The organism is Fictibacillus terranigra (assembly GCF_030412265.1).
GTDB lineage: Bacteria > Bacillota > Bacilli > Bacillales > Fictibacillaceae > Fictibacillus_C > Fictibacillus_C terrinigri.
Genome location: NZ_JAUHLN010000005.1, coordinates 36,379 through 50,691, shown reverse-complemented (window position 1 = coordinate 50,691; position 14,313 = coordinate 36,379). Strand labels below are relative to the sequence as shown.

Genomic DNA, 14,313 nt, shown 5'->3' with positions numbered 1-14,313 from the left:
CGGAAACGATATACTCTCTTGATTCAAACATAAAATTATGCATGGATACGTTTGATCCTCATCCTCTTTATTTTTTCCTTTTGTGGAAGCACAAAGACTATAAGTTCCTTCCTGGCTCTGTTGAGGAATTCACTTGGAAAGGGTCTGTTTTATCTTTGGTCAACTTTCACTGGATTTATCGGGAGCGACGCTATATAAACATAATCCGCATCGTGACCTTCCTGAGGTACAGCTAATTCTATTACTTTATGAAAGGTATGCCTTAGTCGTTCGACGAATTCCGGCGATGGAGAAGCACTCCAAAAAGTAATAACACCATTTGAAGCCAATAAGTCTGACAATGCAACAAGACTGTCCTTCTGATATAACCTAGCATTGGCTTCGGTCACTGTCCAATCAGGCCCATTATCAATATCTAAACAAATAACTTCAAATTGACCCTCTCTCCGGTGAATCCATTCGAGGAGATCAGCGTGAACTACTTCTGTTCGATAATCCTCTAAGCTGTTATTTGAAAAGGGCGCAAGATAGGATTGATTCCATTCGATAACTTTATCAACTATCTCGATAACCTTTACTTGACTTACACGTCGATCATTTAATGCCTCTGCCAACGAAAATCCAACACCTAATCCTCCAATAAGAACACGTTCCGGAGTTAATGCTACATCCAGCGCCGCCTTTACTAGTAATCTTTCGGACACATCATTGTATGTTGCCATTAAAAACGTTCCATTACTTATGATCTCGTAGTGATTTCCGCGGCGTTGAAGTTGAATTTCACCACGGGGGGTATTACAGCGCTCTATTACGTCTGGAGGGATATACAAGAGAACACTACCTTTCTATTTAATTTCTATGGATAATCTTGTTGAATAACTTTATATTTAAATTTCAACATAAAATGTAAGGAACCTTGTTAAAATATTGAAATTGGTCCAGAGTAACGGAAGCTGTTTAAAAATATATGTCTGACTCTTTGGGTTCACTTTAAGAGGAAAGTGCTTTTTTTGTGTGCGGCTTGATTGTTTCAAATCAAATCCCCCTAGCCACGGTCAACCAAAAAAGACACCCCTATTCTTTAATTCAATTATTGGTCCATAATTACAATTGAGCTCATCGCGAATTTGATTAATTGGCGTTTTCATACTGTTCCACAAGTTCACCACGTTGATGCCCAACGAGCTTAACGTAAATGTTAGCTAGGGGTTGAACCGTTTAAAGAAACTGGTTCCCAGTCCCAACAGAGCCTACGTTCTACACCCATGTTTCTAACAAAAATGAAAAAAACTCCAAAAACCACCTGATACGGCTCCCAAGCCAATCACCCAGTTTTTTCATAATAACGCATAGGAACACGCATTCTTAACCACTGATTACCCCACACAATACCCCACACAATACAATGACCCGAACATACAATCAATTTTCGTTCAGATACCAAGCCCAATTTTCCTCCTTTGAATTGATTACCCACCCTTCTCCAAACCAAACCATAGGATAAGTTATTTTCAAAATGACTGATATAACGTGAAATCCCCTCACAAACGAATAAAAGAGGACTTGACCAGCTCTCTATTTAATAATGAAGCCCCAAGGCATACGGATTCTCGCAAATTCCACTCGTACTCTAAACGCTTGTCCATTTCAACTTAATAGAAAAATCATATTTATAGAGTAAGAGTTTCCAAGTTGCCTTAAATTTTAATTTGGTAGGAAGCTTTTTCAAACAATAAAAACAACTCTAGATTCAAATTCGTTTTTGTCTGTCAAACCAGTACATGATTTCAATTAGTAAAAAACAACTAATGAAAGTAATAAAATAAGATTTCCCATAGTAATATTTTTGACTTTTATAAAATAATTCATAAACTAGCAATTTTCCCTAGCTTTATAAATAACTTATTGGAGGGATAGCAGTGGCTTTTTTACAGTTAAACTGTATTAGTCAAACCTATTTTTCAAAACGATCGTCCACAACGGCCTTGGAAGATATATCTTTATCTGTGCGAAAAGGCGAATTTATCTCCTTTCTTGGTCCCAGTGGGTGTGGGAAAACGACGTTATTATCCATTGTTGCGGGATTGTTTCCTCCTACAGTGGGATCAGTTACGCTAAGTGGTGAACTCCTTAAAGGACCACACCCGAAAATCGGATATATGCTCCAACAAGACTATCTTTTCCCATGGAAAACCGTCAAAGAAAATGTGCTTCTCGGTTTAAAATTAAGAGATCAGCAGAACGATAGACATATATCCAAAACTTTTTCGTTACTTAAAGAAGTCGGCTTAGAGGGTACCTTAGATATGTATCCAACACAACTCTCAGGCGGCATGCGGCAACGGGTGGCGTTTGTGAGAACACTTGCCACTAACCCGGAAATATTGCTGCTTGATGAGCCCTTTTCTGCACTTGACTATCAGACAAAACTTAAACTTGAAGACCTCGTTTCCATTACATTAATGGAGCATGGTAAAACCGCCATCCTTGTGACCCATGACATCGGTGAGGCCATCGCAATGAGTGACACGATCATACTATTCTCTAAGAATCCTGGACGTATTATTCGAACGTTTAAAACTCCAGAAACACTAAAGAGGCTCATCCCATTTGAAGCTCGGCATCATCCAGATTATTCAATGATGTTTCAGCAAATATGGGAGGAGTTGGAGCAAATTGAACAAAACGACAGTGAATAAAACGCATGCCGAATACCTTCAACGTTTAAAGAAAGAAAAACGAAATGTGGTATTTGTCCAGAGTTTCATCTTCATCGTGTTTATTGGATTATGGGAAGTTTCCTCCAACAAAGGATGGATTGATCCTTTATTATTCAGTTCTCCTAAACGGATAGGTTTTCTGTTGATGGAAAAGCTCACTAACGCCAGCCTATTTTCTCACGTGGGCATTACACTTTCCGAAACGATTTTGGGTTTCTTGTTGGGAACCCTACTTGGTACCCTTTTCGCCTCCCTTTTATGGTGGCTGCCATTCCTCTCAAAAGTGCTCGATCCGTATCTGGTCGTTTTAAATGCGCTGCCAAAGGTTGCCCTTGGTCCTATATTAATTGTTGCACTCGGGCCAAATTTCACATCCATCCTCGCGATGGGTATCTTAATTACCATTATCATTACCATCATGGTGGTATACTCTGCATTTATAAACGTTGAGCCTAATTATCTTAAAGTTATCCAAACATTGGGCGGTTCGAAGTTGCATTGTTTTAAAGAAGTGATTCTACCCGCTTGTTTCCCAACCATCATTTCCGTCCTAAAAGTAAATGTTGGTCTGGCATGGGTTGGTGTCATCATGGGGGAATTTCTCGTTGCGAAACAAGGACTCGGCTACATGATTATCTATGGTTTCCAAGTATTTAATTTCACACTTGTCCTGCTCGGACTACTCATTATTGCCATCCTTGCGACCATTATGTACCAACTTGTCGAAATTCTTGAAAGAAAACTAATTAAAAATAGGTAAAACTGCACCCCAATTGTTAGACGCAACTAACAATTGGAGGTGCAGTTTTATTCTCTTTACATTCACGGCAAATATAGTCATTGCTCCTTATAACTCTATAATTAGACCCGAAGATGACGCCACCTCAATGTTTTAACTCGCTGTGTTTTGCTTCAATCTTATCCGTTCTGTTGATTTCCCTTTAAAATACTCACTTTCTTGAAATTGGCATTCAATGTCGGCTCAACGCCCGCTGCATCAAAACTTACTTCGACTCCTAGATCATTAGTTAGACGCTTAATTTCCTGTACAGCGTCCACTTCAGCAGGATTTAGTATAACATCTGCAAAGATTTTCCTAGCCAAATTTCTTCTTTCCTCTGAAAGCTCTACAACAAGCACTCCACTTGCTCCAGCAGCTTTCAACGCCTGAATCGTTAATAACCCAAGCCAGCGCTGCAGCACGTACATCTTCTACCGTACTCGACGGAAACTCACGCAAGTTGTCCCGATTATGTGGACTTGCATTTACTTTATACTCGCCTGTTGATACCTTAATTAAACAATCGTGTGAAAAAGTGAGACAAGTTGTGATGATGAGAAAAGAATTAACACGGGTTGTAGTAAATAGTTCTTATAGTTGTAACCGTCCATCACAAATGAACACTTTTTGCTCATTTGAATTGAACACTTACTGGAAGTCAGAGCAAGTACATTGTCACTTTACATGGAGCCTCTACGGGCAAGATGGCGAGCCATGAAGCCACGACTCCGAAGGGAATTTGGCTCAGCAGAATAGGATATCATGCCCGCCTCTCCATATAAAGTGCACGTCTTTTCTGGAAATAAAGTGTTCATTGTTATTGAGCGAAAACTGTCCCACATTCTAGCAGTTACAATAGTAGGCATATTTGCAAAAACCATTTGAGTTTGTCATACAGGACCTGTATTATTTATATCCTTTATAAAGAAGAATTGATTATGGTGGTTATAAAGGAGCAAAAATATGATTCTCTCTAAATTTGTAGACGAACTTCCTATCCTCCCTATTTTAAAACCTCGATGGACAGATCCATTTCAGACTTATTATGAAGTGAAAATGACGGAATTTAAGCAATCACTCCATAGTGAGTTAAATGATACAACTGTTTGGGGTTATGAAGGCAGCTATCCAGGTCCTACAATTGAAGTAGAGAGTGGAGAAAGAGTGTTTATTAAATGGATCAACAATCTTCCTGATAAACACCTTTTGCCAATAGATTATACTGTGCATGGTGCCCATACGGATGTACCGGATACACGAACAGTAGTACACGTTCATGGCGCTAGTGTTGAACCGGATAGCGATGGCTATCCTGATGCATGGTTCACCAATGGATTCGCAAAAGTTGGTCCAAAATTTAAAAAGGAAGTATATCAATACGATAATAACCAGAGATCTGTTACTCAATGGTACCATGACCATACGATTGGGATTACTAGACTCAATATATATGCGGGTTTGGCAGGTTTTTATCTTATAAGAGATCAAAAGGAACGTTTATTGAATTTACCTAGCGGTAAATATGATATCCCTCTTATGATCCAAGACAGATCTTTTCATACAGACGGTTCCTTGTATTATCCAAACCAGCCACCAAAACCGATCAAAAGATTAAAAACATCCATTATCCATGAATTTTTTGGAAACACCATCCTTGTTAATGGAAAAGTATGGCCCTATTTAAATGTGGAACCACGAAAATACCGGTTCCGTCTTTTAAATGGATCTAATACCCGTTTTTACAGGATAAAACTTGATTCAGGACAACGCATTTATCAAATCGGGACGGATAGCGGATTAAAGGAATATCCAGTAGGGATCAAAGAAATCTTACTAGCTCCTGCAGAAAGAACAGATGTTATCATTGACTTTACGAATCTTGAAGGAAAGAACATTATCATGACAAATGATGCCCCCGCACCTTTTCCAGATGGAGATTCTGCAAATGTAGTAAAGATAATTATGCAATTTAGAGTCTCAATTCCACTCTCAAGTATTGATACGAGTGTTATTCCGCAGGACATGGAACCCATTCAAAAGCTAAGTGAACAGACGGCTTCAAATGTAAGATACCTCACCTTAAATGATAATATGGATCAATATGGACGGGAATTCATGCTTTTGGATAATAAACAATGGGATGCCCCCATAACCGAAAATCCAAAATTAGGATCAACCGAAATTTGGTATCTCATTAACTTAACGACGGATACACATCCCATTCACATCCACTTGATTGGTTTCCAAATACTAGACCGAAGACCTTTTGATGTTGACAAATATAATAAAGAAGGGGTCATCCATTATACCGGACCAATAATTCCCCCCGATCCACAAGAACAAGGAGAAAAAGACACAGTAAGGGCTGATCCAAAACAAGTAACGCGAATTATCATGAAGTTTGGACCGTATACAGGATTGTACGTTTGGCACTGTCATATATTGGAGCACGAGGATTACGAGATGATGAGGCCGTATATGGTTATAAGATAATAAAAGAAAAGCCCAGTTGCTTTTGCAACTGGGCTTAAAAGAGCGGTTACTACTAAAGATATAACTTCGTTTTTCTTATAGGGTGTATTGGTCCCTATGGGACTGTAATAGGCTTTTTTTGAACTCATATAGCTTAGAATCGTTTTCAAATTTCCAAGATTCTTTTTTCCATAAGCTAGGGAAATTATTTTTCTGATTGTTCGCTATACCACCACAGTGCATCTTTTGGGTTTTTAACAGCCTCATTGTACTCAGATTTAGAAGCCACTGTTGGATAAGAGCCCTTAAGAGATTTTCCTGCTGTATTAGTGAACAAGAACAAAACCACCAGGAATCCAATAATACTTACAATGGTTAAATAGAAAGCAGGCGCTAAGTTATTCCCTGTTTTATGAACTAGCCACGTGGCAATCAACGGAGTCGTCCCACCAAATAGTGAAACTGACACATTATAGGTTACAGCTAATGTTCGATAGCGAATATCCGTGTAGAACATTGTTGGTAAAGTTCCTGGCATGGTTCCTTCATAGGTTGAAAGTAGAATACCCAAAATTAGAATTCCTATCGAAATAAAAGCCAGATTATTCATGTTTATTAAATAAAATGATAAAGCAGACAATAGGGTTAAGCCCCCCAGACCAATTAAGAAAACAGCCTTGTTCCCGATTTTATCACTAAGCTTTCCAAAAATGAAAGCTAGTGGCACCATGAGGATCATAATAATTGTTATTAATACAGTTCCTGCAGTATTAGACAATCCAATAATCTCATTCAAATAAGAAGGCATGTACGATAATAGCATGTAGTTTGTGATGTTAAAAAAAGCAACAGCTACAAAGCATACAAAAACATCTTTTTTATGATTCTTTAATATGGACAGGAAACTTTCTTCTTCTACCTCATCATCAGACTCTGAAAGTTCGTTTTCAAAAATAGGTGTTTCCCCTAAACTACCTCTTAAATAAAAACCAACTAGCCCTAATGGTAAGCCAAGTAAAAATGGGATTCTCCAACCCCAAGAGGCCATCTGTTCATCAGATAGAAGCAGAAATAGTAAACTGGCAAGCAGTGAAGCGAGTATGTAACCAGCGAGCGTACCAATTTCTAATCCACTACCAAGCACATTTCGCTTATTGTCTGGAGATGATTCTGCAATATACACCATTGCACCAGCGTATTCACCCCCAGTTGAAAAGCCTTGAATGATCCTTGCTATTAGTAATAGGATCGGTGCCCATATACCGATTTGGTCATACGTAGGTAATAAACCGATGAGTAATGTGGAAAAAGCCATTAAAATAATGGTGGTGGTTAGAACTACTTTCCTTCCCAATTTATCTCCAATCATACCGAATATAATTCCCCCCAGCGGACGCATTAAAAAGGCAATCGCAAATGTGGCAAATGTAAACACTAATTTTAGCTCATCATTTCCAACAGCAGTAAAAAAGTTTTTACTTATAATAACCGCTAGGTAGGAATATAAACCAAAGTCAAACCATTCCATTGCATTTCCTACACCTGTAGCAAACACACTTTTTTTAGCTTTTTTTATATCTACAACATTAATTTTTTTCTTGTTAAACTTCATCTATATCCTGATACCTCCATGTTAAATGATTTTATAAGAAACGGGGCCAGCATCAACCTTACGGCCCACTTCCTAAGAACAATAAAAAAGGTAGTAGTCAAAAAGTGAAATTTCCCTGTTTAAATTGGTAGCTGTTAAAATCTCTAATTATTTGTATCTAATGAAACAATCAGATAAAATTTAAGGGCTTTTTATCAACCCACAAAAAGAATGTGTATGGATTTACTTACATATACATTGTAGATTGATTATTCAAAAGCTCTATGTCATCGTATTCAGAAACACGTTTTACAATTAATTCCTCACACACTGTGATAAGAGCTACCGTCTCAGCGGATCAGCATAATACATAAGGGAAAATTTTATCGGAACTCTCAAAACGGGCTAATCCTCCTCCCAGAGCTCGCTGAGTTTTGGATTGTTCGGAACCTCGAAAAAGGCGGTTTTTCCCTTCCTGTCTTTCCTTGTGCAAGTTTTAAATATATTTTTTTCGAATCAATCAGATTGTTTTAATATTAATTTGCATTGTGATTATCGATTCGGCTTACAAATCTCCTACTCGTGTCGGACTATAATATATAGTAACCGCAATCATTAGGATTAGCCACCTTGGGAAACATTGTCATTCCTCACTACATTCTTAACTTCAAATGCAGCTTGTTAAACAATCATTTTTCTGTTTTTTCTTTTTTACCGAAAACACGTAGATTACAATAAAATGTTTTCTCTTTTGTGTTGTACATTTATTGGTGGAAATATTTGCTTATAGATTAATTTTTCTACCTGATTTTAAACTTATTGAGTTTTTAAATTCCTCGGTGCCCTATATTCCTACTCTCTATTATTTTCTCTATATTTTTTGGTTTATAAACGGAAAACAAAAGTAAGTATTAAAATTTGGTTTCCTCATCATCGAGCGCAGCATGATCTTTATTAACTGAAACCAAAATCAATGAATAAAAACTAGGAGGTCCCAAAATAAAAGCGACCAAGGGGGTGACTTGGTCGCTTCATCATGATTTACACTCTATATGGCTGATACGGGGGCAAAAAACTACAAATCACTTTAGTTTACTTTAGTATATCCAACAGTACCCACTTTTTCTAAATCTTCCTTCCGTATAATGACAAGTGTATCGGAATAGTTTGTGACAATGACTTCATCGTCCTCTAAGTCATCCTTTGCTGTTTCTAAAGAATCATATAAAAACCCCTTTATGCCTTTACCATTAACTATTATCATGTTATACACTCCATATCTTCAGGTTTGTAATTGTCTATAAACATATTCTAACACGGTATGTAGAAACAACCTTAAAATTTAATAAATATTAAAGCCTCCGTTGGTTTGAATTTCTCTGACAATAGAACATTAAGAAGTCTTGAATCCCTCCTTTAAGTATTCTGTTTTATCATTTAACATTTTTGTAATCGCTCTTCATTTATAACCCTCTAACCTAATAAGTACTAACCAATTTAAAGCGCACATACCAAGAGCCAAACAAAAGAGTACTAATACTTAGCAATTTGTTATACAAGCGTAAACATATATGTGAAAACAAAAACGTTTACACAAGTGTATTTATTTTATTTTATTAGATATTTTAAAAAGGGACTGTTTATCCTAAAAACTTGCTAAGCATACGTACGAGCAAACGAGCTTTAGGCTAAAGACCCATCTAAAATTATCTATGTATATATGGATACCACCTCAGCATAACAAACTCCTGCATTCGAGACCATTACTCATAATCTAAATAAGGGACATCACTGAAAAGAGAGTCCCTTTTGTTTCTACTGCTTTAGTGCATAAACCGGTATTTCCATAAATGATTTTATAGGAGGAGAAGGGGCTGTAAAGATTGTGCATTTTCGTGGTCTGTTTGACCGCCCAGCCGATATCTGTTGCGTATTGATGGGTATCTTTTCCACTGGTTGACGCCCCAAGCGGATTCCATCTCATTTTGTAGATCGTGTCTTGCTCTGCCTGAATGTAATCCTGGGAGATGAATTTTGCGCCGCCAATGATTGCAGCTTCCGGTGTAAACCATCCTTCGGCTACGCTTTTGCAGAACCCATGAGCTTTGAACTCCCGGTTTCCGGTTTCGAGCAGCGCTTGAGTTCATTGATATGGTAGGTTTCCACTGATGTGATAAAAGCTGCAGCTTGTCCGTGAAGGATACCTTTACCGGTGAGAATGCGTTGATGGACCTCATCGGCGTTCAAACTGGCTGATTGTGAAAGCTTAATAAACTGATTCGATTTTACAGGATCATTTTTAAAATTGTTTGAATCCATATAGTATTTCACGTCATCCGGGCTTGCATTGGCCCACGTTTTATAGGCCACGTAATACCAAGTTTTCCCATCCGTTCTTTGACACTGCCAAGAACCTTTAGCTTGGTTCCGTTGCTCACTGTGCCTAGGGACCAAAAATCCTGTTCCGGCACCGTTTCTGACATTTCAGTTATCTCCATCGCAGTGGCGGTTGCTCCGGACACGGTCACCGTATTTGATGAATATAATTTTTATATAAATCGGTTTGCGGGCTGGCTTTCATCTCATGGCCACCATTTCATCAAGGGGGCATTCTTTGATCTTTTTAAAATTGTAACATTGCGTATCCCTAAATAGGCTGTTATGCCATATTAATAAAAATTCCTAAATCCTAAGAAGATAACTTTACATAAAAATGACAGACCGATTACAAAAGAGGTCAATTATTTAATATTGTTATATAACTGTATCCTTAAAATCTACAAAACAATGATATAAATGTTAATAAGAGAACAAGCGCTGTCTATTTTAAGTTTCTCGTTAGTTATCCCAAAGTTAAATAATCACGATTGAGGTGAAAGGGTTTCTACTGCAGCTATGTTAAAAGAAGGAAACAGAACTATAGATAATGTTAAAGACTTTGAAATTAAAGTGATGAAGATTCAAAAAGGTTTGCGAGAGCTGGTGGATGCGTTTCGGCCATTTATTATAAGAGTCACTTCAACAGTATGCCGTCAATATATGGACCCCTGTATGGACGAGTTTAGTAAAGGTTTTTCCGCATTTAATGAAGCGATTGATAGATATTCGGTTAGACGCAGATTAGTCACTTTTGCTGACATGGTGATTCGAAGAAGATTAATCGACTATATTGGAAAAGAAGCAAGTAAAAATCGATTTACTTACTTGCAGCCAGTGGAATAAAATGAAAAAGCTAGTTACTGAACAAAAAGCCGCAATGGAGCATTATAAGGAAAATACACTGGCTGAGAAAACGGTATTTGAAATCAAAGAGTTCAAAAGATTACTTAGAGAATTTGGCCTGAACTTTAAGGTGTTAAGCAAGGATTGTCCTAAACACGTAGACGCCCGGGAAAATGCCAAAGAAATTGCCAGACTGCTTGTTGAAGACGAGGAAATGACTGAGTTTATACTAGAGAAAAAACAACTTCCTGTTAAAGATTTAGTGGGCAGGGTTACTTTGAGTCGTAAAATGATTAAGAGAAATCGAAAATATATCATAGCAATTTGGCTTATTTATGTAGGGCGGTTTCAGATATTAAAATCATATATTTGTTAGCCGGAGAAGGAGCAGAGCCGCCCGATAAAAGTATCTTTGACTATATGAATCTTCCCCCAAAACCAATCACCCCCGGATGCACCCTTTCACAAGCATGCCAATGGGGTTTTGGATAAAGCTGAGAGTACTTGATAGATAATAGCTAATTCGATTGAAGGTGTTTTAATCATAAAGGAATTTTTCTCGGTTAATAAAATACTTATCTACTAACTAACCTCCTAAAATCATCGCTACTCCTCCAGAATTCTTAGAATCTATTACGCGATATGAACTAGATGAACTGAAAGGCCAAAACGTTCTGACTGCCCGTCAGTTAACACAACTCAGAGAGTGGCACTCTCTGTTCAATTTCAAGTTGGTTAAAAAATTTGGAATTCTCCTCTTCCCTGGCTTCGATTTTTTAATTTGTTTAAGCAAACTTTTTAACTAGCGCATAGAATAGACTACAGGATTTATCCTGTAATTTTCCTTTGAAAATCGGACAACCTGTTACGTTTAAGTGATAGATTGGATTGATCTCAATATATCCGATTGAGGTTTAAGAGGGGGTATGGATATGACAACTATTCTTTCCGTAACTGTTGTAGCACTGGCCCTCCTATTATTCGCAAGCTTATATAAAGATAAATAAATTAAATTTTGTTCAGGAAGACCCGCCAAAATGGGTAGGCTATATAAATTTCCGGAAAATACAAATGGATCTCACTTTTGCATTTAAGTTGTTTTCGGAGGCGTTTCTAAAATATTATTGCTAATTAAACGACTAAACCGGTTGTTGTATAGAATGTAGTAGCTAACTCTTACACTAATCTTAACGCAGCATTAAAAAAGGTGCTCCTCATGTATGAAGGAACACCTTTCATTTTAAAAGTCAAACAGCAAAAAATCATCTATATTGGTTCAGCATTAACTTGCCGAAACCGATTGACCAACAACTCGCTTCCCTCTTTCTACAAAAACACTTCAAAGGTAATGGCTGAACTCTCTTTCTGGCCATTAGCAAGTGAAATCATCGTAAACGGAAAGCCAAAATAAAAAAAGCAAAAAAACCGTTGTGGTCTTTTTGCTGATTCTTTGTTTGCTGATTCGTATGTGGTTTTTAATTATGGCAATTTGGGAGCTTCTAAGCTTTCAAGGTATTTATATTTTTCTCTACGTTATTACCTAAATCATCAGTGAAGTGGGAGTCGGATGAAACAGTTAATAGGACTTCATGTTTAGCTAAAATAAGAAGGAATGATGGAATCTGAAACATTTCTTTAACAGAAAAACGATAGTATAAATATTTATTAAAGTTGCTACATTCTGCAACTTTTTTTATAATTTTTTGAGTTTTGGGTTACTTTTAGGTTTACACCCAACCTGGCGAAAAAGTAATATGTAAGGAACTTATGGAGCCAGAACTTCACCTAAATTCGTGTCCCCCGGGTTTAATTACTTTTTAATCCTTAGCAATCGAAAAAAGTATTACCCGTTTATTATTTATTACATTTAATAAATAAAGTAAAGTAGTTATGGAAAAGAAACTAGTTAAGGTTGTTAAAAGAGTTACATTCGCTACCATATCCGCCTTCTGTCATACACTTGGTCATTACGGTATCAATCAACGCTGGATACTGTTGAATGACCCGGTGGATGATCGCAAACTGGTCTCGACGATACCTGGGGTATCTTTGGCTGATCACATCAAAATAAGCAGCTGCCTGTATCTGATCTTCAAAAAAGGAGATCAGGCGTTGTTTGAATCCTTCAACCTCTTTTGAGCGATCACGGGTATGATTTCGATTTTGAATGAGCTTTCCTTTTTCTAAGCTGATGCTGTGCTCGGCAATGATTTCGCTCTCTGCTTCTTTTTGAATCACGAGCGTCTGTTGCTCTTCACCTCTAACTTCAATTAAAACAAGATTCTCAGCCTTTGTTTGATAAGTCCCAAGTGGGACGGAATAATGTTTGACTTGTAACGAATCGTGTTGTCCTTGCTTACACTTCTTGTTATACTTTGGTTATTGGTACTTTCATATGAAAGTAACGAAGAGACTGGCTGTAAGTGTTGCTTTTCGAGGAGAAACACTTCAGCTGGTCTTTTTTTCGTTGTTTGATGAACTTGATAGTTCCCCGTACGCTGTAGCCATTGTAATGCCCGATGATTCCAATCCTCTATGTCGCTGAACACTCGACTGTCTGCGAAGTTGCCTTTTATGTATTTCACTACATTTTCAATCATGCCCTTAGATTCCAGATCAGCTCTTCTGCACAAGTGAACTTTAAACTTACGTTCATTCACATAACTTTGAAACTCAGCTGTTAAAAGCAGCTGGCCTGCATTCTCGCTCACTGTGATTAAGTGATCCTGATCATATACGATTTCGTCTGTACGTCCTCCGTAGAATTGAAATGCACTTTCATGACACCGGATCGCATCTCTTGTGGTAAAAGGACGTGCCTGCCATTCCATATATTTATACCTAGAGTGAGCGAGTACAAACGCAATGAAATACAGCTTGATTTCTTTGTTGTCAGTCGTCTCCTGTTTTGTTTCGCCCCAGTCTACCTGAAGTTGTTTCCCCATTGGTTGCTCAGGAACTGCCTCGTATTGACGAACCATTACCTTTTTCTCAATTTGGTATATTTCCCTGACTTCTTTAACGTAAGATCTCACGGAGCTTCCACCGACTACAAGGTTGGGATATCTTGAATTTGTGCACTACTCAGATGTGGGTATTCTTCCAACCAGGCCAACATCCAATCTTTGTAGCTGTCTAATTTCTTTTTCCTCCCAAGAGGCTGTTCAGTATAAGCTTTTGCTTCATCAAATGTCATCTCTAAATATTTATAGACAGTTGGTCTTGAGATCTTAAGCTGCTTAGCGATTTGTGAAAATTTGAATTTTTGTTTGTGTAATTCTGAAATCTTTACATATAACACTAATTTCTCCTCCAAAACCCTAGCCTCCAGTAAAATAATGTCACCAACTATTTTACTAAAGTAATAGGCTGATCGAGCAAAAGTGTAAAATCTAATCAAGCGAAAACTGTCAACTTTATTCTAGCGTTTACAGTCCCACGATGATCTATAAACTCCACCCGATTTTTACTTTAAATGGGGTAAAATGGTTCTACTTAAAGTATATTCCTAAACTGATTGGGAAATC

Annotated in this window: 11 protein-coding genes and 2 pseudogenes; 7 read left to right on the top strand and 6 right to left on the bottom strand. The window is 37.6% G+C overall.

The window, feature by feature from the left end:
* Positions 1–149 precede the first annotated feature (149 nt).
* Positions 150–722 (bottom strand): spermine/spermidine synthase domain-containing protein, encoded by a 573-nt coding sequence (locus QYF49_RS20280; RefSeq protein ID WP_290401418.1) that lies wholly within the window; start codon positions 720–722, stop codon positions 150–152.
* A gap of 1,197 nt (positions 723–1,919) precedes the next feature.
* Between QYF49_RS20280 and QYF49_RS20275 the strand changes: the two genes are divergently transcribed.
* The gene (locus QYF49_RS20275; protein ID WP_290401417.1) at positions 1,920–2,699 is read left to right on the top strand and encodes an ABC transporter ATP-binding protein; all 780 of its coding nucleotides are present in this window, start codon (positions 1,920–1,922) and stop codon (positions 2,697–2,699) included.
* Positions 2,677–3,480, top strand: a complete 804-nt coding sequence (locus tag QYF49_RS20270; RefSeq protein WP_290401416.1) for an ABC transporter permease — start codon at positions 2,677–2,679, stop codon at positions 3,478–3,480. Before QYF49_RS20275 ends, QYF49_RS20270 begins: the two co-directional genes overlap by 23 nt.
* Positions 3,481–3,638: 158 nt before the next feature.
* Here QYF49_RS20270 and QYF49_RS20265 read toward each other — a convergent pair whose 3' ends face one another.
* On the bottom strand, positions 3,639–3,923 hold the full coding sequence (locus QYF49_RS20265) for a zinc-binding dehydrogenase (RefSeq protein WP_290401415.1): 285 nt from the start codon (positions 3,921–3,923) through the stop codon (positions 3,639–3,641).
* Positions 3,924–4,464: 541 nt separating this feature from the next.
* On the opposite strand from QYF49_RS20265, the gene QYF49_RS20260 reads away from it, so the two are divergent.
* A complete protein-coding gene (locus tag QYF49_RS20260; RefSeq protein ID WP_290401414.1) occupies positions 4,465–5,994 on the top strand; it encodes a multicopper oxidase family protein in 1,530 nt (509 codons plus the stop codon).
* Positions 5,995–6,178: 184 nt separating this feature from the next.
* On the opposite strand, the gene QYF49_RS20255 is transcribed toward QYF49_RS20260, so the two are convergent.
* From QYF49_RS20255 to QYF49_RS20245, 3 genes are all read right to left on the bottom strand, one after another.
* On the bottom strand, positions 6,179–7,585 hold the full coding sequence (locus QYF49_RS20255; protein ID WP_290401413.1) for an MFS transporter: 1,407 nt from the start codon (positions 7,583–7,585) through the stop codon (positions 6,179–6,181).
* Between the two features lie 1,066 nt (positions 7,586–8,651).
* Positions 8,652–8,828, bottom strand: coding sequence for a hypothetical protein (locus QYF49_RS20250; RefSeq protein WP_290401412.1), 177 nt, complete (start codon positions 8,826–8,828; stop codon positions 8,652–8,654).
* An 815-nt stretch (positions 8,829–9,643) separates the two neighbouring features.
* Positions 9,644–9,934 (bottom strand): hypothetical protein, encoded by a 291-nt coding sequence (locus tag QYF49_RS20245; protein WP_290401411.1) that lies wholly within the window; start codon positions 9,932–9,934, stop codon positions 9,644–9,646.
* Between the two features lie 525 nt (positions 9,935–10,459).
* Between QYF49_RS20245 and QYF49_RS20240 the strand changes: the two genes are divergently transcribed.
* From QYF49_RS20240 to QYF49_RS20230, 4 genes and pseudogenes are all read left to right on the top strand, one after another.
* Positions 10,460–10,786, top strand: coding sequence for a sigma factor (locus tag QYF49_RS20240; RefSeq protein ID WP_290401410.1), 327 nt, complete (start codon positions 10,460–10,462; stop codon positions 10,784–10,786).
* A gap of 1 nt (position 10,787) precedes the next feature.
* Positions 10,788–11,162 (top strand): hypothetical protein, encoded by a 375-nt coding sequence (locus QYF49_RS20235; RefSeq protein WP_290401409.1) that lies wholly within the window; start codon positions 10,788–10,790, stop codon positions 11,160–11,162.
* 241 nt (positions 11,163–11,403) lie between these two features.
* Positions 11,404–11,493 (top strand): annotated as a pseudogene (locus tag QYF49_RS26025) (ATP-binding protein); the annotation flags it as partial.
* A gap of 509 nt (positions 11,494–12,002) precedes the next feature.
* Positions 12,003–12,197 (top strand): hypothetical protein, encoded by a 195-nt coding sequence (locus QYF49_RS20230; protein WP_290401408.1) that lies wholly within the window; start codon positions 12,003–12,005, stop codon positions 12,195–12,197.
* Positions 12,198–12,694: 497 nt separating this feature from the next.
* Here QYF49_RS20230 and istA read toward each other — a convergent pair.
* Positions 12,695–14,087 (bottom strand): annotated as a pseudogene (gene istA / locus QYF49_RS20225) (IS21 family transposase); the annotation flags it as partial.
* Between the last annotated feature and the right edge of the window lie 226 nt (positions 14,088–14,313).

Excerpts from the sequence above, each read along its gene's own strand:
- QYF49_RS20280 (WP_290401418.1), bottom strand. The coding sequence starts at position 722 with ATGGCAACATACAATGATGTGTCCGAAAGATTACTAGTAAAGGCGGCG.
- QYF49_RS20240 (WP_290401410.1), top strand. The coding sequence starts at position 10,460 with ATGTTAAAAGAAGGAAACAGAACTATAGATAATGTTAAAGACTTTGAA.
- QYF49_RS20260 (WP_290401414.1), top strand. The coding sequence starts at position 4,465 with ATGATTCTCTCTAAATTTGTAGACGAACTTCCTATCCTCCCTATTTTA.
- QYF49_RS20250 (WP_290401412.1), bottom strand. The coding sequence starts at position 8,828 with ATGATAATAGTTAATGGTAAAGGCATAAAGGGGTTTTTATATGATTCT.
- QYF49_RS20230 (WP_290401408.1), top strand. The coding sequence starts at position 12,003 with ATGTATGAAGGAACACCTTTCATTTTAAAAGTCAAACAGCAAAAAATC.
- QYF49_RS20255 (WP_290401413.1), bottom strand. The coding sequence starts at position 7,585 with ATGAAGTTTAACAAGAAAAAAATTAATGTTGTAGATATAAAAAAAGCT.
- QYF49_RS20235 (WP_290401409.1), top strand. The coding sequence starts at position 10,788 with ATGAAAAAGCTAGTTACTGAACAAAAAGCCGCAATGGAGCATTATAAG.